Genomic DNA, 22,375 nt, shown 5'->3' on the forward strand with positions numbered 1-22,375 from the left:
CTTTATTCGATAGAGATTAATGCTTTCTTTTTCTTGCTTTTCATCCTTTTTGGGATTGCCAGCAGTATTTCTTGCTCCAAGGCATCAATCATTCTTTTTTTGATGAAATTCTTATGCGTTACGATACTGATTTCTCGACTAGGTTCTGGACTTTTAAAATACCGTACCCGATCCATCTGCTTCATAGAGAAATCCTGTATAGCGAGTTCTGGCAATATGGTAATACCTTCGTTCACATCGACCATTTTTATCAAAGTCTCAATACTTCCGGTGTTATAATTAAGTTTATGATGGTTTGATTTGGTATGCTGGCAAATATTTAAAACCTGGTTGCGCATACAATGCCCTTCGTTCAAAAGCCAAAGATTATCTACATCCAAATCATTGGTGGTTAATGCTTTTTTCTTAAACATCGGACTGCTTTTGGTGAGGTAGCTTACGAAATTTTCGTAATACACCGGACGTTCCTCTAAAAAATCCTCATCAAGCGGGGTTGCTAGTATGCCACAATCCAAAAGACCAACTTTTATTTGCTTAATAATATGCTCGGTAGTCAGCTCGGAGATAGAAAGGCGAATTTTGGGATATTTCACTAAAAAGCCACCAATCACCTTGGGAATTAAGTATGGCGCCACTGTTGGGATCACGCCAATCTTCAATTCACCCCCTATTTCGCCTTTACGCTCTTCAATAATATCTCTTATCTTAAAACTTTCTTGCAGTAGTATTCGGGCTTGCTCTATAATCTCGATACCAATCTCGGTAGGTGTAATCGGTTGCCTGGACCTATCAAATAACTTCACCCCTAAATGCTCTTCCAGTTTTTGGATCTGCATACTTAAAGTGGGCTGTGTCACAAAACACTTCTCGGCCGCTAGCACAAAACTACGATACGTATCTACTGCCACAGCATATTCAAGTTGAGTAATTGTCATGCTGTAAAATAGATAAATTCTATGGCAAAAGAAATAGCTATCTATAAATAAAAAAAGGAGGTCTAGCCTCCTTTTTTTATTTAATTTTTATTCTACCGTTACCGACTTTGCAAGGTTTCGTGGCTGATCCACGTTACAACCTCTTAAAACCGCAATATGATAAGACAACAATTGTAAAGGGATAGTAGCTAGAAGCGGCAAGAAAGCCTCATCACTTGCCGGTATTTCTATCGCATAATCCGCCATCTTAACCACCTCCGTATCGCCCTCCGTAACAATGGCAACAACTATTCCTTTCCGGGCTTTTACTTCCTGTATGTTAGAAATTACTTTTTCGTAAGATGAATTTTTAGTAGCAATTACGATAACCGGCATTTCTTCGTCAATCAACGCGATTGGGCCATGTTTCATTTCTGCTGCCGGGTATCCTTCTGCATGGATGTAAGAAATCTCTTTCAATTTCAACGCACCTTCTAAGGCCACAGGGAAACCGCTCCCTCTCCCTAAAAAAAGTGCATTTCTAGAGTCTTTAAATTTTTTGGAAATCTCCAAAATCATTTTATCAGATTCTAGGGCTTTTTCAACCATACTTGGAATACGCTCTAGCTCGCTCAGTAAAGAAATCAGCTTTGTTTGAGGTAAAGTACCTTTCTTCTCAGCCATATAAAAAGCCAATAAAGTTAAAGCTGTTACCTGTGCAGTAAATGCTTTTGTTGATGCCACGCCAATTTCTGGTCCCGCATGTGTATAAATCCCCGCATCAGATAAACGAGGAATAGATGCACCAACCACATTACAAATACCAAAGATCGTTGCACCTTTCGCTTTCGCCATTTCAATAGCGGCCATGGTATCGGCTGTTTCTCCAGATTGTGAAATTGCAATAACAATATCTTTCTCGGTTATAATTGGGTTACGATACCTGAATTCCGATGCGTATTCTACCTCAACCGGTATTCTCGCATACTCTTCAATTAAATACTCGCCAACTAACCCTGCATGCCATGAAGTACCACAGGCTACAATGATAATTCTGTTTGCATTCTTAAACTTTTTGGTATAATCTTTAATTCCACCGAGTTTAATTTTACCTTCTAATGGATAAATACGACCACGCATACATTCAGTGATAGAACGTGGTTGCTCATAAATTTCCTTAAGCATGAAGTGATCATAACCACCTTTTTCTATCATTTCGAGTTTAATCTCGAGCTGCTGAACGTAAGGAGTTTTTATTTCATTATCAATTGACCTAATAACCAGCTCGTCTGTTTTCAGATAAGCAATTTCGTTATCATCTAAATAAATCACATTCTTAGTGTATTCTACAATTGGTGTAGCATCAGAAGCAATAAAATACTCGTTTACTCCAACACCGATAACCATCGGACTTCCTTTTCGAGCCGCAATTAGCATTTCGGGATCCTCTTTGCTCATGATTACAATTGCATAAGCACCAACAACCTGCTTTAAAGCCTCACGAACTGCTTCTTGCAAATCGATTTTAGCTTCTTTTCGGATGTCCTCAATTAAGTGGATCAAAACTTCCGTATCTGTATCGCTTTTAAAAACGTGGCCACGGCTAATGAGCTCCTCTTTTAAGGGACCGTAGTTTTCAATAATACCGTTATGAATGATTGCTAATTTTTCGTCACCAGATTGGTGAGGGTGTGAGTTTTTATCATTTGGCGGCCCGTGTGTTGCCCAACGGGTATGCCCCATACCCACAGATCCAGAATGATCTTTTCCTGCGATAAAGTTCTCTAACGTGGCAACTTTCCCTGCCTTTTTGTAGATATTTAACTTTGATGAATGATCCAACAGTGCTACTCCAGCACTATCGTAACCTCGATATTCTAAACGTTGTAATCCTTTAATGATAATAGGATAGGCTTCTCTGAAGCCGATATAACCAACAATTCCACACATAAAAAAAAACTATATTTTGAAGATTGGTCGCTAATCTACAAAATATAGTCTCATTTATAACAGGAATTTTACTTCTGATCGGTATAAAAAACGCGTAATTTGACCTTGTAGGCGGTGTTTACGCCCCCACCGACGATTAATCTTCCAAGATTATTAAAAATACTTGAAGCCGTAAAATCTGACGGAGTAATAAAGGTACCGTAGTTTTTAATTTTACCACTTATCAAATCTTGTACATAACCCGTAAAGTTAAAAGTATATGATTTTGAGTTACTGCTATAAAACCCACCAATAAATCCCGGACCCAAATAACGAGGATCATTTGGAGATTCATCTGGAATCAACTGTGGTCTGTTTGCAATATCCCAACGGTAGGTACGTAGCTTACTTATCGGTTTGTACAAATTGTTAGCGGGTGTGTTTTCTGTATATAAAACCAACTCGGCTCTATTTATAGCAACATTTTTTCCAAGTTTTTTTAAGCTATCCAGGTGAGGAAACTCTACTTTAACAAAAGTACCACCTAAGCCTTTCAAATATAACAGGTTGCTATTCTTATCAGTGCTGGCAAGCGCTGTTTTAACTACTGTTCCATCCATATCCCACGTAAGCTCTGTTGCGGCATCTCCGTTAACCCCGTTTACGGTAAAAGTATTTACTAAGGTATCGGTTACGCCTGCTACTGTAGATTTATAAAAAATATCCAACCTGGTTGCACCACTTGTATTTGTATTAAAAGAAAACAACCCTCCAGCGCCTGTAGTTGCACCTTTATTCATCGAAATAAATAGCCCTTTAATGTAATTGTTAAAAGTTAGGTTCGAAATCTTGTTTACAGAGTCTAGATCAATAATATTATTTTTAACAAAATTAGCATCAAGCTTTATTCTCAATTGTCTTGGAACACGCTTTGTGCTATCTGTTTGTCCTTTTCTAATATCTTGTAATGTAATACTGTCTTTTAAATTGGTGGTCATAATTTTTGTACCAATTACCGTAGACTTGGTTAACCATTTTTTATTGGAGTAATAACTCTTTCCAGACTCGTTGTACAATACTTCATCAAGCTGCCTTACTTCAGCAGTAAAAGTCGAATTTGTACTATCCCCGTAAAACTCAGTATAAGGCAACACTAAAATTGCCGAATCCAAAACCGTACTTGTCCCAAACTTGTAATTTGAGCTAGGCATAGTTAAACCTAATGCTAGGTTCGCGGTGGTTTTACCAAAAACTGCATCGTTGAAATAACCCAAAACACTACGTTCAGTGAAATTCGCTATTACGCTATCCTGCTTTTGTAGCTTAGTGATAACGGTACTTGTATCAACTAACTTTGTTTCAAGAGCTATATCGGGTCCAACATCTAAACCAACGCCTGTAGGGTTTTTACAACTCCCTAAAATAAAAAGACTTACTAACAGGGTTAATAAGTCTGATTTTATAAATCTCATATAATTTTTTTCGAACTTTTTAAGCTACCGACACTAATTCGTCTGTTGCAATTTCTTGGTAAAAATTGTAATAATTTTCGAAATCTGCGGTAAGTGCATGCTCTAAAACAGGTTTTTCTTGTTTTTTAACAAAGTTTAACACTTCTTCATCCACATTTTCTGCTCCTAAAACTATCGCATCAGAATACTCAATGGCCGCTTTATTTAAACCGTTATGGGTTGCATCTGCATACGAAGCTGTATCTTTCTCGTCCATTCCTTTAGCTAAAGCCTTTTTTGCAAAACCATCGCCTAAAGAACCCGTAAAAGTGTTTTCGTAAATAGAATAAACTACTTTTGCATCCTTAAAAGTAGGGTCGTCTTTGTAATTAGTTTTTAAGTAAGCAGGCACTAGTGCACTCATCCAGCCGTGACAATGTACAATATCTGGCGACCAGCCTAATTTTTTAACGGTTTCTAAAGCACCTTTACAGAAGAAAACAGCTCTTTCGTCGTTATCTCCGTAAAACTTACCTTTTGCATCATTAAAAACATACTTTCTGTGGAAATAATCCTCATTATCCAAGAAGTAAACCTGCATTCTTGCAGAAGGTATCGAAGCAACTTTTATAATTAAGGGATTATCAGTTTCATCGATGATGATGTTCATCCCAGAAAGGCGAATTACCTCATGCAGGCGATTTCTTCTTTCGTTGATGTTACCAAAACGAGGCATTAAAATTCTTATTTCGAAACCCTTCTCTTGCATTGCTTGAGGCAAGGTTCTCGTAATCTTTGAAATTGCTGTTAACTCTAGAAATGGTGACATTTCATGTGTGATAAACAAAAGCTTGGTTTTTCCCATCTCCTAAATCTTTGATAAGTTTTTGTTAAGAAGTTTTTTTTTAAAGTGCGAATATAACAAAAATCTTGCAGAGTTACAATGTTTTTCGTAAATGCCCATTGCAATTCCAGAACTATTTAGCCACTTTTGCCGACTAAAATTCAGTTGTTTTTGAAAAGTTTCAACACAAAAGAAAAGCTGGTAGCTTATTTAAATTCTGTAAGGGGCAAAAACCTAAAAATCGGTTTAGTGCCAACTATGGGTGCTCTGCATGAAGGGCATTTGTCTTTGATTGCCGCTTCAAAAGAAAAGTGCGACCTCACCATTGCCTCCATATTTGTAAATCCTACGCAGTTTAACAAAGCAGATGATCTGTTAAAATATCCTAAACCTATTGAACGCGACAAACAGCTATTGGAAAAAGCCGGTTGCGATATTCTCTTTAATCCGGAAGTTAGTGAAATGTACCACGATAACGAGCGCTGGAATTATAAAGTCGGAAACTTAAACACCATTTTAGAAGGGAAGTTTAGACCGGGGCATTATGAAGGTGTTACGCAGATAGTTTACAAGCTTTTTACTTTGGTTGAACCAGATTTTGCATTTTTTGGACAAAAAGATTACCAACAGTTCTTGGTTATAAGTGAACTGACAAAACATTTTAAGCTACCGATACAGCTGCAAGCCTGCCCAATCATCAGAGAAAAAGATGGATTGGCAATGAGCTCGAGAAATGTACGTTTAAACCAGTTGGAACACGAAAAATCCTTACAACTGTATCAATCATTAAAGTTTATTAAAGCAAACTACGGCAAGCTCCCTAAAGAGGGATTATTAAACCAAGCTAAGGGTTTTTATAACGATGATTTACTTGATTTGGAATACCTTGAGATTGCAGATCAGCACACTCTATCACCTATAAACGATCAAAAAAACGCGATAGTTTTGGTGGCTTGTAGCGTAGGAAGCACTAGACTGATAGATAATATGATGCTCCCCTAACATATTTTATAAAATCTATTCTTTATTTTTGCAACATGGTAATTGAAGTTTTAAAATCTAAAATTCATCGGGTTAAGGTTACAGAGTCGGAATTAAATTATGTTGGCAGTATAACTATTGACGAGGATTTATTAGATGCAGCCAATATGATTCCGAATGAGAAGGTGCAGGTGGTAAACAATAATAACGGCGCTAGATTTGAGACCTATATCATTAAAGGCGAACGCGGCACAGGAACAGTTTGTTTAAACGGATCTTGTGCAAGATTGGCGCAAATTGGCGATATTGTAATTATTGTATCCTATGCGCATATGGAATTTGAAGAAGCTAAAAAATATGAACCTATCTTAGTTTTTCCTGATGACAACAATAAGTTAATCAAATAAATATTGAAAATACGGCTACTTACTGCTATCAAATACACCTTATTTTCAGCAGTGGGTTTGGCTATTATTTATTACCTCTTTAGCTCATATTACAATCCTTCCTTTTTAAAAAACTTACAAAGTATTAGCCTAAAATGGCTCGCTATTTCTGCTTTATGCGCAACTGCGGCCAACATTTTTAGGGCATGGCGTTGGCAGTTAATGATTGCCCCTTTTGCAGATAAAAAACCTGCTCTTTCAAACGTTTTTAATGCTTTAATGATTGGTTACCTGATAAACCTGGCTTTGCCAAGGGCTGGCGAATTAGCTAGATGCGCATGGATGGCTAAAAAAGAACAAATAGATACGGCAAAGCTTATTGGGAGCGTAATTGCCGAACGTATTTTTGATTTATTGATGTTGCTGCTACTGATTCTATTAAGCCTATTGCTTTATCAGGATCTATTTTCCAATTTGATTTATTTTGAAGTTTCTAAATCTGTTAAAGAAAAGACACTAGTAGCTGTCGGCCTATTTGTTGTGGCTTTCTTGATTGTTACAATTGGCTATAGCCTATCAAAAAACAATAACTACTGGATTGTAGCTAAAGTTAAGCGTATCGTAAAAAAGCTATGGGACGGTTTTATATCTGTACGTGAAATCAAAAACCCAATTGCTTTTATACTTTTAACCTTATTGATCTGGTTTTTCTATATCGCATCTAGCTATTTTGCGTTTAAGATGCTACAACAAACAGAATTTTTAACTTTCGTTGATGCTTTGTTAACCGTTGTTGCCGGTAGCTTCGGGATGATTGCGCCAATACAAGGTGGAATAGGTGCTTTTCATTTTATGGTTTCAAAATGCTTGATTCTTTTAGGTATTGATAGTACGGTTGCCTTAGTTTACGCCACAGTTCTTCATGCTTCACAGACTTTGCTTGTAGCATTATTAGGTACAATTGCACTTAGTGCTACGCCAACGCTTTCAAAAAAGCAGTGAGTCAGCGTCTAAGACCGTTCGCATCGCGTTAAGTAAAACCTTAGATATTATATTTTCCAAGTTTCTTTTTTAAGAAACCCTCGTTTCTATCTGTAAAATCTTTCAAGGTTTCGTTTTCCTTAATCTCGGCATCTGCTAGCTTAGGGACCCCAATACGTTGCGAACTGTAAATACCTGAATGCCCACTAAAGAAATATGCTGTAAAACAAGCAATTGCAAAAAACAGAACATACTCCCCGCCAAATAGCTCAACGCCCATAAAAGTACAAGCTAAAGGCGTGTTGGTTGCGCCTGCAAAAACCGCTATAAAACCCAAAGCAGCAAATAAGCTAACCGGCGCATCCATTAAAGTGGCCAAGGTATTGCCCAAAGTTGCACCAATATAAAACAGCGGTGTTACTTCGCCACCTTTAAAACCAGTACCCAAAGTAACCGTGGTAAAAATGGTTTTCCAAAGCCAGCTAAACATATCGGCACCACCAGCTTTAAAAGCGGAAACAATGGTTATTGCACCGGGGTATTCGGCATCTACTCCTAAGCTTAGATAATCGGGTTTCCCAACCAAAAGCGTTAATAATATAATGGCTACTCCCCCAAAAAATGGAATTAACCAAGTTGTTTTAAAAAGACTTGTAAAAACAGATTTTACGCGGTGCACCAAAGTTGCAAAGAGATAGCTCACTAACCCAAACGCTACCGAAGCGATAATAATTTTTAAAATTAAAACTACATCCCAATGTGAAAAACCAACTAAAAAACTTGCTTTGGTTTCTAAAAAATCTATATGGTAACGGGTATGGCTAAGTCCCCAAGCGCTTACTGCAAAATCTCCAACAAGGCTTGCAAACAGGCAGGGAACAATTGCATTGTATTTCAATTTGCCCAAAGCAATTACCTCAATAGCGAAAATTGCTCCAGTTAGTGGAGTGCCAAATACGGCCCCGAAACCAGCGGCAACTCCTGCCATCAACAACGTTTTTACGTCCGCTTTGGAAAGTTTAAACCAATTACCCAAAAACTGGGCAATACTGCCACCAATTTGTACCGCTGTACCCTCCCTGCCAGCCGAACCACCGAATAAGTGAGTAAGTACTGTAGTGAATAAAACCAATGGTCCCATCTGGGGAGGAACTCCGCCTCCGGGCTGATGAATTTCATCCATAATGAGGTTGTTCCCTTTTTCTGATGATTTGCCCCATAATTTGTACATAAAATGTATACCCACGCCTGCAAAAGGCAATAGATATAGCAAGTAAGTATGAGAAAATCTAAAGAAAATTGCGCTGGTTAACAACCATAAAAAGAATGCAACTGAACTCCCAACTGCCAGCCCAACAGGAATGCTTAATGCAATCCATTTCAATACGTACTTAAGAATCTGTAACCTTTCGGAGGAGTATTTTTTGTTCTGGATATCCAATTTTAGATTAAAATAAGGATTAATAATAGGTTTAAGCTATCAAACTTACACAGAATCAAAGGTATTATTTTGAAAATAAGTTTTGGTACGCACACTTATAAATGTTGAAATCTTAATTGTTAAGCTGAATTTTTACCTTTGCTGCATGAGCTTAAATCCCGACGACCTCCAAAATTACTTAACACTTTTTTGCGATCCTGAGCCAGAACTGTTACAAAGGATTGACCGAGAGACACAATTGGAAGTACTAATGCCGAGAATGCTATCGGGTCATTTACAAGGGCGAATGTTAAGTATGCTGTCTAAAATGATGGCTCCAAAGCGTGTTTTGGAAATTGGAACTTTTACGGGTTACGCTACTTTATGTTTTGCGGAGGGTTTAGCTAAAAATGGCAAAATCATCACTTTAGACATCAACGAAGAACTGGAAGAACGGGTAAAAGGTTATTTCAAAGCATCAGAATATGGCGAAAAAATAAACTATAGAATTGGAAATGCAATGGAAATTATCCCGAGCATTGACGAGGTCTTTGATATTGTTTTTATCGATGCGGATAAAAAAAACAATGGCAATTATTACAACCTGGTTTTTGATAAAGTGCGGAGTGGTGGCTTAATTATAACCGATAATGTATTGTGGAGCGGGAAAGTTTTAACAAAAATTAACGACACCGACACTGCTAATATTCATACTTTTAACCAAATGATAGCCACAGACAAAAGAGTAAATAAGCTCATTTTACCCTTAAGGGATGGCTTATTCATCGTTAGAAAAAAATAATATCGTATAAACTGCGTTACCTTTTAAAAATTTGTTTTGGTAAAAAAAATCTTCTTGTTATGCTTTCTGTGTGTGAATTTTGGTGCTTATGCCCAATCTGTGACGGAAAACTACATTGATGAACATAAAGAAACAGCAATCGCTTTAATGAACGAACATCACTTACCGGCCAGCATAATTTTAGCGGTTGCAATACATGAGTCGGCAAGCGGAACCAGCAAAATCGCCAGATATTTAAACAACCATTTTGGGCTAAAAGGACCGAATAACAGTACTCAGATTAAATCAGCATACCGAGGCTTTGATGAAATTGATGATTCTTACCACTATTTCATCAGCTTTTTAAAGAACCGACCAAAAATGAACGAGCTGTTTGATCAATTCACCGAATATGATTATAAAAATTGGGCTCGCGGGATACAGCGGGGCGGTTATGCGGCCAGTCGAACGTGGGCTTCGCAAGTTATGGCATTAATCAAAAAGTATAACCTACAACAGTTCGACAATCGACCAGACGGTTATATCGAACCCTTAGAACCCGTAACAGTAATAAAGCTTTATAATGTAAAAAAAGGCGATACCTTAAGTCTAATCGCAAAAAAACATCAGACAACTACAAAAAAATTAATGTTGAAAAACCACCTCAAAACTACCGTTTTGAGGATAGGGCAGAAATTAGAACTATAAATGAAGAAATTAATAATTGGAATGCTTGCGTTGGCCGTTTTGGCTTCTTGCTCCTCAAAAAAAAGCCTACATCATCAAAACAAACAGATTGAAAAAGTAGCCAACAAGCAAACAGCTGGCAACTACACCAATTATACAGTGACAAGCTATATCCAAAGATTTAAGGGAATTGCCATTACAGAAATGAACCGTTATGGAATCCCAGCCAGCATTACCATGGCACAGGCGATTTTAGAATCAGGAACCGGAAAAAGCGATTTGGCAAAATATGCCAATAACCATTTCGGGATAAAATGTACAAGCGATTGGAAAGGCAAAGGCTATTATAAAGATGATGATAAGAAAGACGATTGCTTCCGAGTATATAAAAACCCAGAAGAGAGTTTTAGGGATCATTCCGAATTTTTAAAAAGAAAGCGTTACGCCTTTTTATTTGAGCTAGATAAAGATGATTACGTTGGTTGGGCAAAAGGACTTAAACAAGCTGGCTATGCTACCAATCCCAAATATCCAGATTTGTTGATTAGTTTGGTGGAACGTTATGACCTTCATCAGTTTGATAAACCTGAAGGAAAATATGAAAAAATCAAACGTGAGGACAAGGTGTTATCAGACATCAACAGAAACATCCCTAACGAACCTAGAAAAGACAAGGAAAAAGATGCTACACCTATTTTAGCTGGCGACAATTACCTGGTGCAACAAGGCGATACACTTTATAATATTTCTAAACGTTTTGGACTCACCGTTGATGAGCTAAAAGCATTAAACAACATGACCGATGATTACATCAAAATTGGTCAAGCCTTGAAGGTTAAAAAATAATTTATTGAAACATTTAATAACGTTACTTACCTTGATTTTTATTGGCGTAAAGCTTTTTGCACAGCAAGAACCTTTAGCAGGATTGGTATTTGACAAAGACACCAAACAACGGTTAAACCGGGTAAGCATCACTAACCTGCGAACAAATGAAACCGTTTACAACAACAGTAAAGGTGAATTTTCAATAGCCGTAAAACCAGGAGATTTTTTAATAAGCAAACTGAACAACTACAAAAACGATACGCTAAAAATCAGCAATCAAACTGCGCTAATTATTTACCTCCAGCGTTTAGCCATTCCTTTACCCGAAGTGCTTTTTAAAGATTCTGTTTTGCAGGCAAAAGCAAAGTACGAAGAAACAAAAAAAGCTTTTAACCAAGCGGTAAGGCTGGGCAACAATAAAGATATTTTGAACATTAGCAACGGAAATGTAGGTTTAGGTATTGATGCAATATGGAGTGCTTTTAGCAAAGAAGGGAAAAACGCCCGACGCTTAATGGAAATTATGGAGCGTGATTATCAAAATAACATGATTGATCAAATTTTTAATAAGGATTTGGTAAGTCGTGTAACTGGTTTAAAAGGAGACCAGCTTTTGGTTTTTATGCTCAACTTTCGTCCTTCTTATGCCTTTGTAATGCAGGCCAATGAATATGCTTTGGGCAGTTTTATTAAACAAGCCTATATGCGCTTTAAAATGTCGCCCAACTTTCAAGATTTAAGTTCTTTCAAGCCCATTAAAGAATAAATTCAGCAAACATCAAAATGTTTATCTTTGCCCTTTAATTTTTGCCTAGAATCAAAAACTAAACTATAAACATTGAACCTATTAAAAAAACAAGGCTTCTTTAACAGCATTACACTTTATATAGGTACAGGGCTCGGCTTTTTTAATCTTATTATTTTATTTCAAAGGTCGTTAACAGCAGAACAAATAGGTTTTTTCGGCTTAATGACCTCTGTTTCTTTGTTATATACACAATTTGCCGCACTGGGTTTTAACAGCGTAATTACCCGTTATTTTCCTTATTTTAGATCCGAAGACCGTAAACATCAAGGTTTCCCAACATACGTTTTCAAAATCACCAGTATTGGCTTTTTAATAGTAACTGCTGTTTATGTTTTTGGAAAAGAGTTTGTGATCGACTTTAAAGGAGGTAATAAAGGCTCGTCTTACTACTATCAATATTACTACCTTATTATCCCAGTTGCACTTTTTACCTTTTGGTATAGCCTTGCAGAAACTTTTGCCCGCACCACTTACCATAATATTCTCCCTTCTTTCTTGCGAGAAGTATTGCTTAAAGTTTTTACAACTATTGGAGTCGGTTTGGTTTATTTCCAGTGGTTGGATTACCAGGATTTTGTTTATTGGTATGTGATAGCCAACGGAGTTATTCTACTAACTTTATTGGCCTATTTAAAAAAGCTTGACTTATTACGGTTTAAAGCTGTTGAAGCACCGGTAAAAGAAAAATCATCAGAGATTTTACGTTATGGGCTTTATTCTATGTTGGCTGGTAGTTCCATCACCATGATTCAGAATATAGATACCATTATGCTGAAAATTTACACCAGCGAAGAAATGGTAGGCTATTACTTCACGCTTTTTGCGATGGCATTGGTGATTAACTTACCTGCAAAAGCTTTCGGGATAACATCATACCAAATTATTGCGGATGCTTGGAAAACAGATGATTTAAAGAGAATCAACAAAGTATACAGCAAAACATCTTTAGTGCAGTTTATGATTGGCTGTCTGTTTTTAGTTGGTTTAATTGCCAACTGGCACAACATTTTAATTATGTTGAAAAAACCAGAATATGCAGATTTCTATTATGTATTTATTGTAGTAGCACTGGGTTTTTTAGTAGATATTACTGGCGGTTTAAACGGAATCATCATTATATTTTCTAAAAAATTCAAAATAATGATGCCTATATTATTAAGCGCTGTAGCATTATGTGCTTTATTAAACGTAATTTTTATTCCCATGTTTGGGATATTAGGCGCCGCATTAGCTTATAGCATTACCACACTGGCACTTAATTTTACCTATTGGCTTTATTTATTATTAAAATACGGTTTACAACCTTTTAGCTTTGCTTTTATTAAACTAATTATCATTGCTTTAGCGGTACTTTTCATCGGGATTTATCTGCCAGTAAGCGATAGTTTCTTTTTAGATGTTCTATTTAGATCTAGCTTAATGGCAGTAATTTACCTTTGTGCCGTTTACTTTTTACACATTTCAACAGATATTAACGAGGCCATTAACCAAGTTTTGAATAAATTAAAATCTAAATAAAAGTAATGAACAATTTAGCTCCCATTGCACTTTTTGTTTATAACAGGCCAGATCATACCCGCCAAACCGTAGAATCTTTAAAAGCTAACCATCTAGCTTCAGAAAGTGACTTCTTCATTTTCGCGGATGGTGCTAAAACCGAGAAAGATGAAGAAGCTGTAAAGCAAGTGGCAGATTATATTGCAACCGTTGATGGATTTAAGTCGGTGAATATTGTTAAACAGGAAAAAAACCTTGGACTTGCTAATTCTGTTATTAACGGAGTTACACAATTAAGTGAAACTTACGGAAAGTTTATGGTTTTCGAGGATGATTTGATTTGCTCTGAACACACCCTAACTTACCTTAACGAAGCTTTAGACCGGTATAAAGATGAAGACCGAATTTTACACATTTGTGCTTCCATGCATCCGCTAAAGTTAGAAGATAATATGCCAGAAACCTTTTTATATCGAGCGCCACATAGTTGTGGTTGGGCAAGCTGGAAAAGAGCTTGGGATAAATTCAATCCAGATATCGACGATTTAATGTCGCAGTTTGATGAGCAAAAAATCAAAGATTTTACGTTCGACGGAAAAATGAATTTCTGGAAACAGATGAACGATTTCAAAAACGGCAAAAACAACTCTTGGGCTATTAGATGGTATGCTTCTGTTTTTTTAAATAAAGGTTTAGCATTAAACGTAACGCATTCTTTAATCAAAAATATTGGTCATGATGGTTCTGGCGTACACTCAAATATTGAAAATACGTACGATGTAGAAATCTATCCAAAGCCAATTACGGAATTCCCGAAAGAGATTAAAGAAAATAAAACCATGTACAATGTGGTAAAATCCTTTTATGCAAACAGAAAAGGAAGCTGGCTTGATCGTGGGATTAGGTTTCTTCGTCAGAAACTAGGTTAACTCAAGCTAAATTCTTTCTATGAAAACCTGCATCACAAAACTCAATACAATTTCCTTAAAAAAAGAACGCTTAATCATTGGATTAATGTCGGGGACTTCCTTAGATGGTTTAGATATCGCTTTGTGCCGATTAAAAAACAGCGGATCGGCAACCCAAGCTGAGATTATTGATTTTGAAACTATTCCTTACAGCTTATCCTTTAAAAACGAAATCAAAAAAATCTGCTTTAAGCAACAAATTGATTTAGAAAAGCTTTGTTTGTTAAACGATGAAATTGGGAAATTACACGGCAACTTAATCAAGCAATTTTTAATAAGCAGAAACATTGATGCTACAACCATTGATTTAATTGCAAGTCATGGCCAAACCGTTTTCCACTCACCAAAACGACTTCGCAAAGCAGATGATTACGGAAATGCCACTTTACAAATTGGAGATGCAGACCAAATTGCAACAATTACTGGTATTATCACGCTGGCAGATTTCCGTCAGAAAAATATTGCAAATGGTTACGAAGGTGCACCTTTAGCTATTTATGGCGATTATTTGTTATTTAACTCCAATGAAGAAAATCGTGTTCTACTAAATATTGGAGGCATAGCAAACTTTACGCTATTACTTAAAGATCAAAGTTTTGAGAACGTTTTAAGTACAGATACTGGTGCAGGGAATACGTTAATGGATCAATATGTTGCTCAAAATTTCGAAAACCTTCCGTACGATAAAAATGCGGAAATCGCTTTCAAAGGTAAAGCAGATGAAAACCTTTTGAATTCATTATTGAATCATCCTTTTTTTGGTGCTTCCTTACCAAAAACAACTGGACCCGAGTTATTCAATTTAGCGTATTTAAATCAGGCATCACAAAATTCAGGAAGTCTAGGATTATCACATCACGATATTTTGGCTACCCTAAACAGATTTACAGCTTGCGGTATTGCTAGCGCAGTTAAAAAAGCGAATTGCCCGAACGAAAGTGTAGTTTATTTAAGCGGTGGAGGCGCTCATAATCCGTTACTAACAGTGAATTTAAAAAACTTACTCCCTAATCTAACTTTTAAAAACCTAAGCGTTTTAGGTATAAATCCGGATGCTAAGGAAGCATTGCTTTTCGCCATTTTAGCAAACGAGACCATCGCTGGAAATCAATCTGTTTTTGGAAAAAAGAGTTTGAGCATGGGTAAAATAAGTTTGCCACATTAGCAGAAGAATAATTAGGCATTTTTTCGGGATGTCGCGTATTATAACGTATATTTTCTATTTTTGAAATATTGTTTTAAAAGAAATATTTGTGGGGAAACCAAAAGTTTTAATTACCGGGGCAAGTAAAGGTTTAGGTTTAGCAATGGCAAAAAAACTAAACAACGATTACTGTTTGATTTTACATGCTTCCAAAGCCGAAAACATAACGGAATTCACCGATGGCAACTACATTTTAGCTGCTGATTTATCAAATCCGGAAGAGCTCAAAGAATTTTGTAAGCAAGTCAAAAACGAACATGGCGATGACTTGTACGCAGTAATTAACAACGCAGGTATGTCTTTGGATAAACCCCTAACCTTCCAGCCCGAAAAAGATATTGATACCATGATTGCGGTGAATTTAAAGGCACCCATTATGATCTCAAAAACAGTAGCTAAAATTTTTGGATTAAAGGGCAAAGGCGTAATCATCAACGTAAGTTCTTGCGTTGCAGAAACAGGCAATGCTTTTCAGTCTGTTTATGCAGCTACAAAAGCAGGATTAATTGCATTCTCAAAATCACTAGCAAAAGAGGTTGGCATACTTTACCATAACCACCAAATCAGAATTTTAAGTATTTCACCAGGGTTTATACAAACGCCAATGACGGATGCCATCCCCGAAACAGAAAAAGAGAAATACCTAAAAATGATACCTGCACAAAGATTCGGCAATGCCGATGAAATAGCGGAAACGGTTGCTTTTTTGATTTCAGACAAGGCATCGTATATCAACGGAAGTAACATTGACATCAACGGAGGCCTTTTTTAAATGGAAAACTTAATCGGTGCTTTACCCAAAGACTTTCTTTTACACGGTGATACAAAAAGACTATTAGACAATTACCATTGGCATGAACCAAAGATTGGAATTGCAGCCAGCTATACGCCCACTGCTTTTGATGTAAATGATCATTTCGGGGTTTTTAGAGGGGTAGATCAAATTGAAGCATTCGCCCAAGCCACCATTGTTTCTTGCGCTACTTTTTTAGAGTGTGAGAAACAAAAATGTACACCCGAGGATTTAAAAACCAATTTTATCCCCGCATTTATAAGTATTGGAAACGTATATTTCCATAACTATATACAAGAAGGTGATACTTTTCTAAGTTTAGGAAAAATCAAATTCTATAAATTTAGGCAAATGGTTGCCGATGGTAGAATTTATAAAGTATCAAAAGATTTAGATTTAGACCTTTACTTTAGCGATTTTAGCGAAACAAAACTAGATAATTACGAACTAAGCGAAGATTTCACTTTAGTAGCCGAACTATTTGATATAACCGGCAGAGCACTAAAGAAAGAAGCATTTAAACAATAAAACAACATGGAAAGACAAGAAATTATTGACGGCATAGTAGAAATACTAAAGACCGTAAGAACAATAGATCAAGAAAAATTAGCAAACATTACAGAAGAAACTGATTTTTTAACCGACTTAAACACACCATCAACAGAATTAATCAATATCGCTGCTAAAGCAGAGCAAAAATTCGGCGTTGAGTTTGAAGATGACGACATTGACGATTTAGGGTCAACAGTAAAAGATATTGTAGATTTGATTTTAAGAACTAAAGAAAGAGGGTAAGATGATATTAGGGGGTAGAAAAGTAGCAGTAGTTGGCATGGGTGGCGCATTTCCCACATGTTCTAACCTAACCGATTTTTCTGATAAGCTTTTCTCAAACCAAAGTTTAATTAGAGAATGGGATGTAGCAGTAGCCCGAAATAAACAAGTTCGTTCCACAGTTTCTGGCTTTATCAGCGAGGCAGAAATGAATCTGGAAGCAATTTACTCTCCTCTTTCAGACACCTATCCAGAAGTTTATATCGATTTACTGAAACGTATTCCCGAAATCAATTTATCTACTGCAGATGTTGGCAGTATTTGGGCAATGTTGGGTTCGCTCGACGCTATAAAAATGGCTGGCTGGACAGATGTGGAAACGCAATCTGAAGGAACAGGCGTTTTAGTTGGCTCTGGTGGTGGCGGTCACGTTATACAGCGTAACGCTTGGCACAGCTTTTTTGAAATGGGCAAAAAATCGCGTTTGGCCGGTTCGCACACGGTAGATCGATCTATGGTTTACAGAGATGCGGCGAATGTTTCTTGTTTGATTAAAAACCGTGGCGTTTGCGAATCAATAGGTTCTGCTTGCGCAACTGGGTTAGGAAATATTGGCTATGCCTACCGTTTAATTGCTTTTGGACTGCAAGACCGAGCTGTTGCAGGTGGTGTGGAAGGCACTTCGCTGGAAACATTCATTGGCTTTGACGCCATGCAGATTTTAAGCCGTGGTTTTAAACCAGAGGAAAGTTCTCGCCCATTTGATAAAGATAGAAACGGTTTTGTTTGTTCCTTTGGCGCAGGCATTGTTTGTTTGGAAGAATATGAAATGGCGAAAGCCCGGGGCGCAAATATCCTAGCTGTAATAGATAATTATTTCAATAATTCCGATGGTGATGGGGATATGTTTTATCCGTCTTTTGCTGGTCAGAAAAGGTTATGGAAAGGCTTGCTAGGTGATTCTGGAATCAAACCTGATGTCGTTAAAGTTCACGGAACATCAACCCCTGTTGGCGATGCTATCGAATTATTAAGCGTAGTGGATGTTTTAGGCGCTAAAGATTACCATATTTCTGCACCCAAATCTCAATTCGGCCATATGTTAGGCGCTGCCGGTGCGGTTGAATTTATCACTGCCGTGATGATGCTACAAAAACAGGAAGTTTTACCTTGTTTAAATTCAGATAATTTAAATGAAGATCTAGAGAAGTTTCAACTAACAGAAAAATGGGAAGGTTCAAAATCTCCCTTAGCCGCTTACCGAGACTTATTGCCGAAACAAAGTTTAAAAAAAGAGATCAATAGTATTACTTGCTTAAATTACGGTTTTGGCGGTACTAACAGTGCTATTTCAATTTCAAAAGACAATTCATGATCAACAATCAAAATAAAGTAGCGGTAGTTTTTGGCGTAAGAAATGACAGTTCTATTGGCTTTCAGGTTGCCCTAAAACTACATCAATCTGGTTGTAAAGTTGTGTTAAATTACGTTGACGATACCAAAGCTGATGTTCTTTATTTAATGGAACAACATGGAATGGATAGCGCTTACGCTGCAAATGTTGATGTACGGAATGAGGAAGAAATCAAATCTTTTTTAACCGCTATTTATAAAAATCTAGGACCAATAGATTACGTATTACATGGCGTTGCTTTTGGAAGCCAAAATGTGATGTGTTACAGTTTGCCTGGTAGTGATGAACCTGCACCTTCATACATTGATATTCCTTTCGAAGAATTAATGGATTCGTTTAATATTAGCGCTTATTCTTTATTGAGGATTTGTAGGGTTGCCGAGCCTTTGCTGGCAAAAAATGCATCTGTTTTAACTTTAACTTATAATGCATCTCAAAGAGTTTTTCCTGGTTATGCCGGAATGGCTGTAAACAAAGCTGCTTTAGAAAACATCATGCTTTATCTGGCTAGTTATTTTAGGAAAAGTGGTGTAAGAGTAAATGCAATATCTGCCGGATTGGTGATGACAACCTCTGCTGGAGGTATAAATGGTGTGCGTAAGTTACGGAAGCTAGGTAAAGTAACCGCTCCTTTAGGAAATATTGCAGCTTCTGATGTTGCAGACGCTGCGCTCTATTACTTCTCAGATTTATCGAAAAAAGTCACTGGGAACATCCATTTTGTTGATGGTGGCTTTAATATTATGGGCGTAGCTATCGAGGATATCTAAATGAAAACATTGGTTGACGAATTAAACAACAACCAAGAATTTGCCGTAGGCAATGATGTGGTTTTTTTACCCACCTTTAGCCATTCGTTTAATCCATTATTCCAGAATAAAGTTTACACCGAACAAGAAATTGCCTACTGTGAGCAGTTTGATGAGCCTTTATTAAGATACGCCTCTACTTGGGCGGCAAAAGAAGCCGTTTATAAAGCCATAAAGCAAATAGAATCCAAACCTCTTCCGTTCAAAAAAATAGAAATTTTGCGGGAGAAAATTGCTGGAAAACCAACAGTAAACTTGCCTCACTCCTATGTTCATTTTAAAATAAGCCTAAGCATAAGCCACGACGGAGATTACATTTGGGCAGTTGCAGTTTTAAAGTTGGAGAAAGTATAAGAAAAACTTGCAACCTTAAAACATTTGTCTTATTTTTATGGACAGGTGTCTAAGAAAATGAAGCTATGGTTGGCAAAAAAAACAGTTTTGAGTACAAAATAAATAAACAATTAAATTCTTTGTTTAACGAGCCAGAGGTGGCAGGTTATGCAGTTAGGCAAAATAAAAACATCACCTACACTGATTTTTTTGAAGATAAAATGATGGTTATCGCGGCTATTAGAGCTGGCGTTCCTTACGCATTATTTGACGTAATACAAGAAAACGCTCCTTTCTCGGAAGATAACTGGGCTGATTTTTTAGATGTTTCAACCAAATCATTACAACGCTATAGAACCGCAGACTCATTTCATTTTAAACCAATACATTCAGAAAAAATACTGGAAATGGCTGAAGTTACTAGTCTTGGCTTAAGTGTTTTTGGCAATATGGAAAAACTAAAGCTGTGGCTAAACACACCTAGTTATGCTTTGGGCAATTTAAAACCTATCGAGCTCATCAGAGATTCTTATGGCAAAGAATTGGTAATTGCAGAACTCACAAGAATTAACTACGGCATACTGGTATAAATGGAGGTTTTTAGACTTTCGAGAGAAATGTATGCAGATGAGCTATCGGGAGCTGGTGCTGCTATAAAAGGGGGGCGTTGGAACTCCATAGGCTTTGAGCTTATTTATACCGCAGGCAATAGATCTTTAGCAATGGCCGAAGTTGCAGTGCATTTTAGCTTGGCTACGTTGCCTGATGATTATATGATGGTAACTATCGATATTCCTGATAATTTACTGGTTAAGGAATTTTACGAAATTGATTTACCCAGAAACTGGAATGCTTTCCCACACCCTTCATCGACGCAGAAATTAGGTGATCAGTTTATCTTGAAAAACAAATATTGTATCGCTAAAATACCATCGGTTGTTACTAAAGGCGATTTTAACTTTTTAATTAATCCTAATCATAAAGAATTTAAGAAAATAAAAATCAACGAGATCGAAAAATTTCCTTTTGATAAACGGATATTTAGATAACAGCAATGACCAATCACTACTTTGAAAATAAGCTGGTAAAAATGCACTATTACCAATTTGGTAATGGGCCTAAAGCCATGCTCTGCTTTCATGGTTACGGAATGCATGGTAAACAGTTTCGCCAATTGGAAGAACGTTTTGGAGCTAACTATACCTTTTATGGTTTTGATCTGTTTTTTCATAAAGAGACCAAGTTATTGGATGAGAGCGTTGCGAATGTTAAGCAAGGAATCACGAAAAAAGAACTTACGCAACTATTTTTAGACTTTTGTAAAAGCAAATCAATAGATAAATTTTCTATCCTTGCTTATTCAATGGGGAGTTTTTATGCCTGCACTTTGGCAGAAGAGGTTGCCGAAAAAATCAACGAATTTATTGTTGCAGCGCCAGCTAGTTTAAAACCCGGTAGAATAATCACTTTTTTTAGTAAAAATACCATCGGGAATAAATTATTAGAACATTTAGCTTTGAGCAATAACGGGATGACAAATCTCCTTGCCACTTTAAAAAGAGTGAAAGTAATTGACGCAAAAGCACATGAAATTTTATACCGAGAAATTGCAACACCAGAATTACGTTTTAGCTTTTTTGCCTGTGCTACCTATCTCCGTTTTTTAAAATTAGACATTCAAAAATTTACCGAAGAGCTAAATCAACACAACGTAAAAAGTATTTTTATTTTTGGGAAACGAGATCATAGCTATCCTGCTAAAATCGGCGATAATATAATTTCTAAAATAACGAATGCGCAACAACTCGAGATTGATGAAAACCACGATATGATTAACCAAAACTTTGCACAAACATTAGCAACGCTATTAAATGATCATTAAGGAAAAAAAAATCCCTAGACTATTCTTCAAAATCGGCTGGTTTTTTATCAGTTGGCTGGTAGCTCGGCGTTTTAACAAATTGCAAATCCATCCTATCGATATCGCACCCAATAGCTCCTATCTATTGTTATGCAATCATTTTAGTTTTTGGGATGGATTTTTAGCAGCTTATCTGGTAAAACATTCGATCAATAAAGCCCAAAGAGTAAACGTAATCAATTTTATGTCTGTCAAAAAACAGATGCAAATGAATCCTTGGTTAAGGTATACAGGTTCTTTTTCGGTATCGCCTGGAAAAACAAGTTCTGGAAAAAGTGTTGCATACGCATCAGAAAAATTAAATACACCAGGAAATGTATTGGTTTTATATCCTCAAGGCAACTTAGAATCTTGCCATGTTCGAGAAATAGCCATGAAAGACGGAATTAATGCGCTTATCCCACAGATTAAAGGTAATTGCCAGATTATTTGGAGCAGTAATTTACTCGAGTATTTTGAAGGTTTAAAACCATCCATTGATTTCCACTTACTCGATTGTGGCACAAACCACAGTTTCAATTTCGAGAACCTAACAGAAAAAGTTAATCAACACCATCGTTTAGCATTGAAAAAGCAAATTAGGTTTACCGAAGAAAAGCTATAAACAGACTCACCATTTCTTCTGCATCACATAATTTCGACGACAGTGAAA

Annotated in this window: 25 protein-coding genes; 20 read left to right on the plus strand and 5 right to left on the minus strand. The window is 36.7% G+C overall.

The window, feature by feature from the left end:
* Positions 1–2: 2 nt before the first annotated feature.
* The 4 genes from B176_RS0118290 to B176_RS0118305 all read right to left on the minus strand — a co-directional run bounded on the left by B176_RS0118290 (position 3) and on the right by B176_RS0118305 (position 5,159).
* Entirely contained in the window at positions 3–935 is a 933-nt protein-coding gene (locus B176_RS0118290; RefSeq protein WP_017260291.1) for a hydrogen peroxide-inducible genes activator, read from the minus strand.
* Between the two features lie 87 nt (positions 936–1,022).
* Positions 1,023–2,864 (minus strand): glutamine--fructose-6-phosphate transaminase (isomerizing), encoded by a 1,842-nt coding sequence (glmS, locus tag B176_RS0118295; protein ID WP_017260292.1) that lies wholly within the window; start codon positions 2,862–2,864, stop codon positions 1,023–1,025.
* Positions 2,865–2,932: 68 nt separating this feature from the next.
* A complete protein-coding gene (locus tag B176_RS0118300; protein ID WP_017260293.1) occupies positions 2,933–4,315 on the minus strand; it encodes a DUF4270 domain-containing protein in 1,383 nt (460 codons plus the stop codon).
* A 19-nt stretch (positions 4,316–4,334) separates the two neighbouring features.
* Positions 4,335–5,159, minus strand: a complete 825-nt coding sequence (locus B176_RS0118305) for a glycogen/starch synthase (RefSeq protein ID WP_017260294.1) — start codon at positions 5,157–5,159, stop codon at positions 4,335–4,337.
* Between the two features lie 150 nt (positions 5,160–5,309).
* Between B176_RS0118305 and panC the strand changes: the two genes are divergently transcribed.
* Genes panC through B176_RS0118320 form a run of 3 tightly spaced genes read left to right on the plus strand, consistent with a single transcriptional unit; the run spans position 5,310 to position 7,507 of the window.
* Complete coding sequence (panC, locus tag B176_RS0118310; protein ID WP_017260295.1) at positions 5,310–6,140, plus strand: pantoate--beta-alanine ligase; 831 nt, start codon at positions 5,310–5,312, stop codon at positions 6,138–6,140.
* Between the two features lie 35 nt (positions 6,141–6,175).
* Entirely contained in the window at positions 6,176–6,526 is a 351-nt protein-coding gene (panD, locus tag B176_RS0118315) for an aspartate 1-decarboxylase (RefSeq protein ID WP_017260296.1), read from the plus strand.
* Positions 6,527–6,529: 3 nt separating this feature from the next.
* Positions 6,530–7,507, plus strand: a complete 978-nt coding sequence (locus B176_RS0118320) for a lysylphosphatidylglycerol synthase transmembrane domain-containing protein (protein ID WP_026063446.1) — start codon at positions 6,530–6,532, stop codon at positions 7,505–7,507.
* A 40-nt stretch (positions 7,508–7,547) separates the two neighbouring features.
* Here the strand turns inward: B176_RS0118320 and B176_RS0118325 are convergent, their stop codons facing one another.
* Positions 7,548–8,927 carry a voltage-gated chloride channel family protein gene (locus B176_RS0118325; protein ID WP_017260298.1) on the minus strand — a complete coding sequence of 460 codons (1,380 nt, stop codon included), beginning with the start codon at positions 8,925–8,927 and terminating at the stop codon, positions 7,548–7,550.
* A 145-nt stretch (positions 8,928–9,072) separates the two neighbouring features.
* On the opposite strand from B176_RS0118325, the gene B176_RS0118330 reads away from it, so the two are divergent.
* From B176_RS0118330 to B176_RS0118410, 17 genes are all read left to right on the plus strand, one after another.
* A complete protein-coding gene (locus B176_RS0118330) occupies positions 9,073–9,708 on the plus strand; it encodes an O-methyltransferase (RefSeq protein WP_017260299.1) in 636 nt (211 codons plus the stop codon).
* Between the two features lie 36 nt (positions 9,709–9,744).
* The gene (locus B176_RS0118335) at positions 9,745–10,395 is read left to right on the plus strand and encodes a glucosaminidase domain and LysM peptidoglycan-binding domain-containing protein (protein ID WP_040540784.1); all 651 of its coding nucleotides are present in this window, start codon (positions 9,745–9,747) and stop codon (positions 10,393–10,395) included.
* The gene (locus B176_RS0118340) at positions 10,396–11,220 is read left to right on the plus strand and encodes a glucosaminidase domain-containing protein (RefSeq protein ID WP_017260301.1); all 825 of its coding nucleotides are present in this window, start codon (positions 10,396–10,398) and stop codon (positions 11,218–11,220) included.
* 4 nt (positions 11,221–11,224) lie between these two features.
* Entirely contained in the window at positions 11,225–11,968 is a 744-nt protein-coding gene (locus B176_RS0118345) for a hypothetical protein (protein WP_017260302.1), read from the plus strand.
* A gap of 72 nt (positions 11,969–12,040) precedes the next feature.
* Complete coding sequence (locus B176_RS0118350; protein WP_017260303.1) at positions 12,041–13,528, plus strand: oligosaccharide flippase family protein; 1,488 nt, start codon at positions 12,041–12,043, stop codon at positions 13,526–13,528.
* Positions 13,529–13,533: 5 nt separating this feature from the next.
* Entirely contained in the window at positions 13,534–14,436 is a 903-nt protein-coding gene (locus B176_RS0118355; RefSeq protein WP_017260304.1) for a glycosyltransferase, read from the plus strand.
* Between the two features lie 19 nt (positions 14,437–14,455).
* Positions 14,456–15,640: an anhydro-N-acetylmuramic acid kinase gene (locus B176_RS0118360; protein ID WP_017260305.1), complete on the plus strand. Its 1,185-nt coding sequence runs from the start codon at positions 14,456–14,458 to the stop codon at positions 15,638–15,640.
* Positions 15,641–15,728: 88 nt separating this feature from the next.
* Positions 15,729–16,451 carry an SDR family NAD(P)-dependent oxidoreductase gene (locus B176_RS0118365; RefSeq protein WP_017260306.1) on the plus strand — a complete coding sequence of 241 codons (723 nt, stop codon included), beginning with the start codon at positions 15,729–15,731 and terminating at the stop codon, positions 16,449–16,451.
* Positions 16,452–17,000, plus strand: a complete 549-nt coding sequence (locus tag B176_RS0118370; RefSeq protein WP_017260307.1) for a hypothetical protein — start codon at positions 16,452–16,454, stop codon at positions 16,998–17,000.
* Positions 17,001–17,006: 6 nt separating this feature from the next.
* Complete coding sequence (locus B176_RS0118375; protein WP_017260308.1) at positions 17,007–17,267, plus strand: acyl carrier protein; 261 nt, start codon at positions 17,007–17,009, stop codon at positions 17,265–17,267.
* Between the two features lies 1 nt (position 17,268).
* Positions 17,269–18,621 (plus strand): beta-ketoacyl-[acyl-carrier-protein] synthase family protein, encoded by a 1,353-nt coding sequence (locus B176_RS0118380; RefSeq protein ID WP_017260309.1) that lies wholly within the window; start codon positions 17,269–17,271, stop codon positions 18,619–18,621.
* A complete protein-coding gene (locus B176_RS0118385) occupies positions 18,618–19,430 on the plus strand; it encodes an enoyl-ACP reductase FabI (RefSeq protein ID WP_017260310.1) in 813 nt (270 codons plus the stop codon). Before B176_RS0118380 ends, B176_RS0118385 begins: the two co-directional genes overlap by 4 nt.
* Positions 19,431–19,823: a holo-ACP synthase gene (locus tag B176_RS0118390; protein ID WP_017260311.1), complete on the plus strand. Its 393-nt coding sequence runs from the start codon at positions 19,431–19,433 to the stop codon at positions 19,821–19,823.
* A gap of 65 nt (positions 19,824–19,888) precedes the next feature.
* Positions 19,889–20,392, plus strand: coding sequence for a type II RES/Xre toxin-antitoxin system antitoxin (gene parS, locus B176_RS0118395; protein ID WP_017260312.1), 504 nt, complete (start codon positions 19,889–19,891; stop codon positions 20,390–20,392).
* A complete protein-coding gene (locus B176_RS0118400; RefSeq protein WP_026063448.1) occupies positions 20,393–20,851 on the plus strand; it encodes an RES family NAD+ phosphorylase in 459 nt (152 codons plus the stop codon).
* 5 nt (positions 20,852–20,856) lie between these two features.
* A complete protein-coding gene (locus B176_RS0118405; RefSeq protein ID WP_017260314.1) occupies positions 20,857–21,684 on the plus strand; it encodes an alpha/beta fold hydrolase in 828 nt (275 codons plus the stop codon).
* Complete coding sequence (locus tag B176_RS0118410; protein WP_017260315.1) at positions 21,674–22,327, plus strand: lysophospholipid acyltransferase family protein; 654 nt, start codon at positions 21,674–21,676, stop codon at positions 22,325–22,327. Before B176_RS0118405 ends, B176_RS0118410 begins: the two co-directional genes overlap by 11 nt.
* The last annotated feature ends 48 nt before the right edge of the window (positions 22,328–22,375 follow it).

It is taken from the genome of Pedobacter arcticus A12 (assembly GCF_000302595.1).
Taxonomy (GTDB): domain Bacteria; phylum Bacteroidota; class Bacteroidia; order Sphingobacteriales; family Sphingobacteriaceae; genus Pseudopedobacter; species Pseudopedobacter arcticus.

What these genes read in the sequence shown, in the direction of transcription:
- B176_RS0118410 (WP_017260315.1), top strand. Translation starts at nt 21,674, where the DNA reads ATGATCATTAAGGAAAAAAAAATCCCTAGACTATTCTTCAAAATCGGC.
- B176_RS0118380 (WP_017260309.1), top strand. Translation starts at nt 17,269, where the DNA reads ATGATATTAGGGGGTAGAAAAGTAGCAGTAGTTGGCATGGGTGGCGCA.
- parS (WP_017260312.1), top strand. Translation starts at nt 19,889, where the DNA reads ATGGTTGGCAAAAAAAACAGTTTTGAGTACAAAATAAATAAACAATTA.
- B176_RS0118385 (WP_017260310.1), top strand. Translation starts at nt 18,618, where the DNA reads ATGATCAACAATCAAAATAAAGTAGCGGTAGTTTTTGGCGTAAGAAAT.
- B176_RS0118405 (WP_017260314.1), top strand. Translation starts at nt 20,857, where the DNA reads ATGACCAATCACTACTTTGAAAATAAGCTGGTAAAAATGCACTATTAC.
- B176_RS0118370 (WP_017260307.1), top strand. Translation starts at nt 16,452, where the DNA reads ATGGAAAACTTAATCGGTGCTTTACCCAAAGACTTTCTTTTACACGGT.
- B176_RS0118355 (WP_017260304.1), top strand. Translation starts at nt 13,534, where the DNA reads ATGAACAATTTAGCTCCCATTGCACTTTTTGTTTATAACAGGCCAGAT.
- glmS (WP_017260292.1), bottom strand. Translation starts at nt 2,864, where the DNA reads ATGTGTGGAATTGTTGGTTATATCGGCTTCAGAGAAGCCTATCCTATT.
- B176_RS0118390 (WP_017260311.1), top strand. Translation starts at nt 19,431, where the DNA reads ATGAAAACATTGGTTGACGAATTAAACAACAACCAAGAATTTGCCGTA.
- B176_RS0118375 (WP_017260308.1), top strand. Translation starts at nt 17,007, where the DNA reads ATGGAAAGACAAGAAATTATTGACGGCATAGTAGAAATACTAAAGACC.
- B176_RS0118400 (WP_026063448.1), top strand. Translation starts at nt 20,393, where the DNA reads ATGGAGGTTTTTAGACTTTCGAGAGAAATGTATGCAGATGAGCTATCG.
- B176_RS0118360 (WP_017260305.1), top strand. Translation starts at nt 14,456, where the DNA reads ATGAAAACCTGCATCACAAAACTCAATACAATTTCCTTAAAAAAAGAA.
- B176_RS0118340 (WP_017260301.1), top strand. Translation starts at nt 10,396, where the DNA reads ATGAAGAAATTAATAATTGGAATGCTTGCGTTGGCCGTTTTGGCTTCT.
- B176_RS0118290 (WP_017260291.1), bottom strand. Translation starts at nt 935, where the DNA reads ATGACAATTACTCAACTTGAATATGCTGTGGCAGTAGATACGTATCGT.
- B176_RS0118305 (WP_017260294.1), bottom strand. Translation starts at nt 5,159, where the DNA reads ATGGGAAAAACCAAGCTTTTGTTTATCACACATGAAATGTCACCATTT.
- panD (WP_017260296.1), top strand. Translation starts at nt 6,176, where the DNA reads ATGGTAATTGAAGTTTTAAAATCTAAAATTCATCGGGTTAAGGTTACA.
- B176_RS0118300 (WP_017260293.1), bottom strand. Translation starts at nt 4,315, where the DNA reads ATGAGATTTATAAAATCAGACTTATTAACCCTGTTAGTAAGTCTTTTT.
- B176_RS0118330 (WP_017260299.1), top strand. Translation starts at nt 9,073, where the DNA reads ATGAGCTTAAATCCCGACGACCTCCAAAATTACTTAACACTTTTTTGC.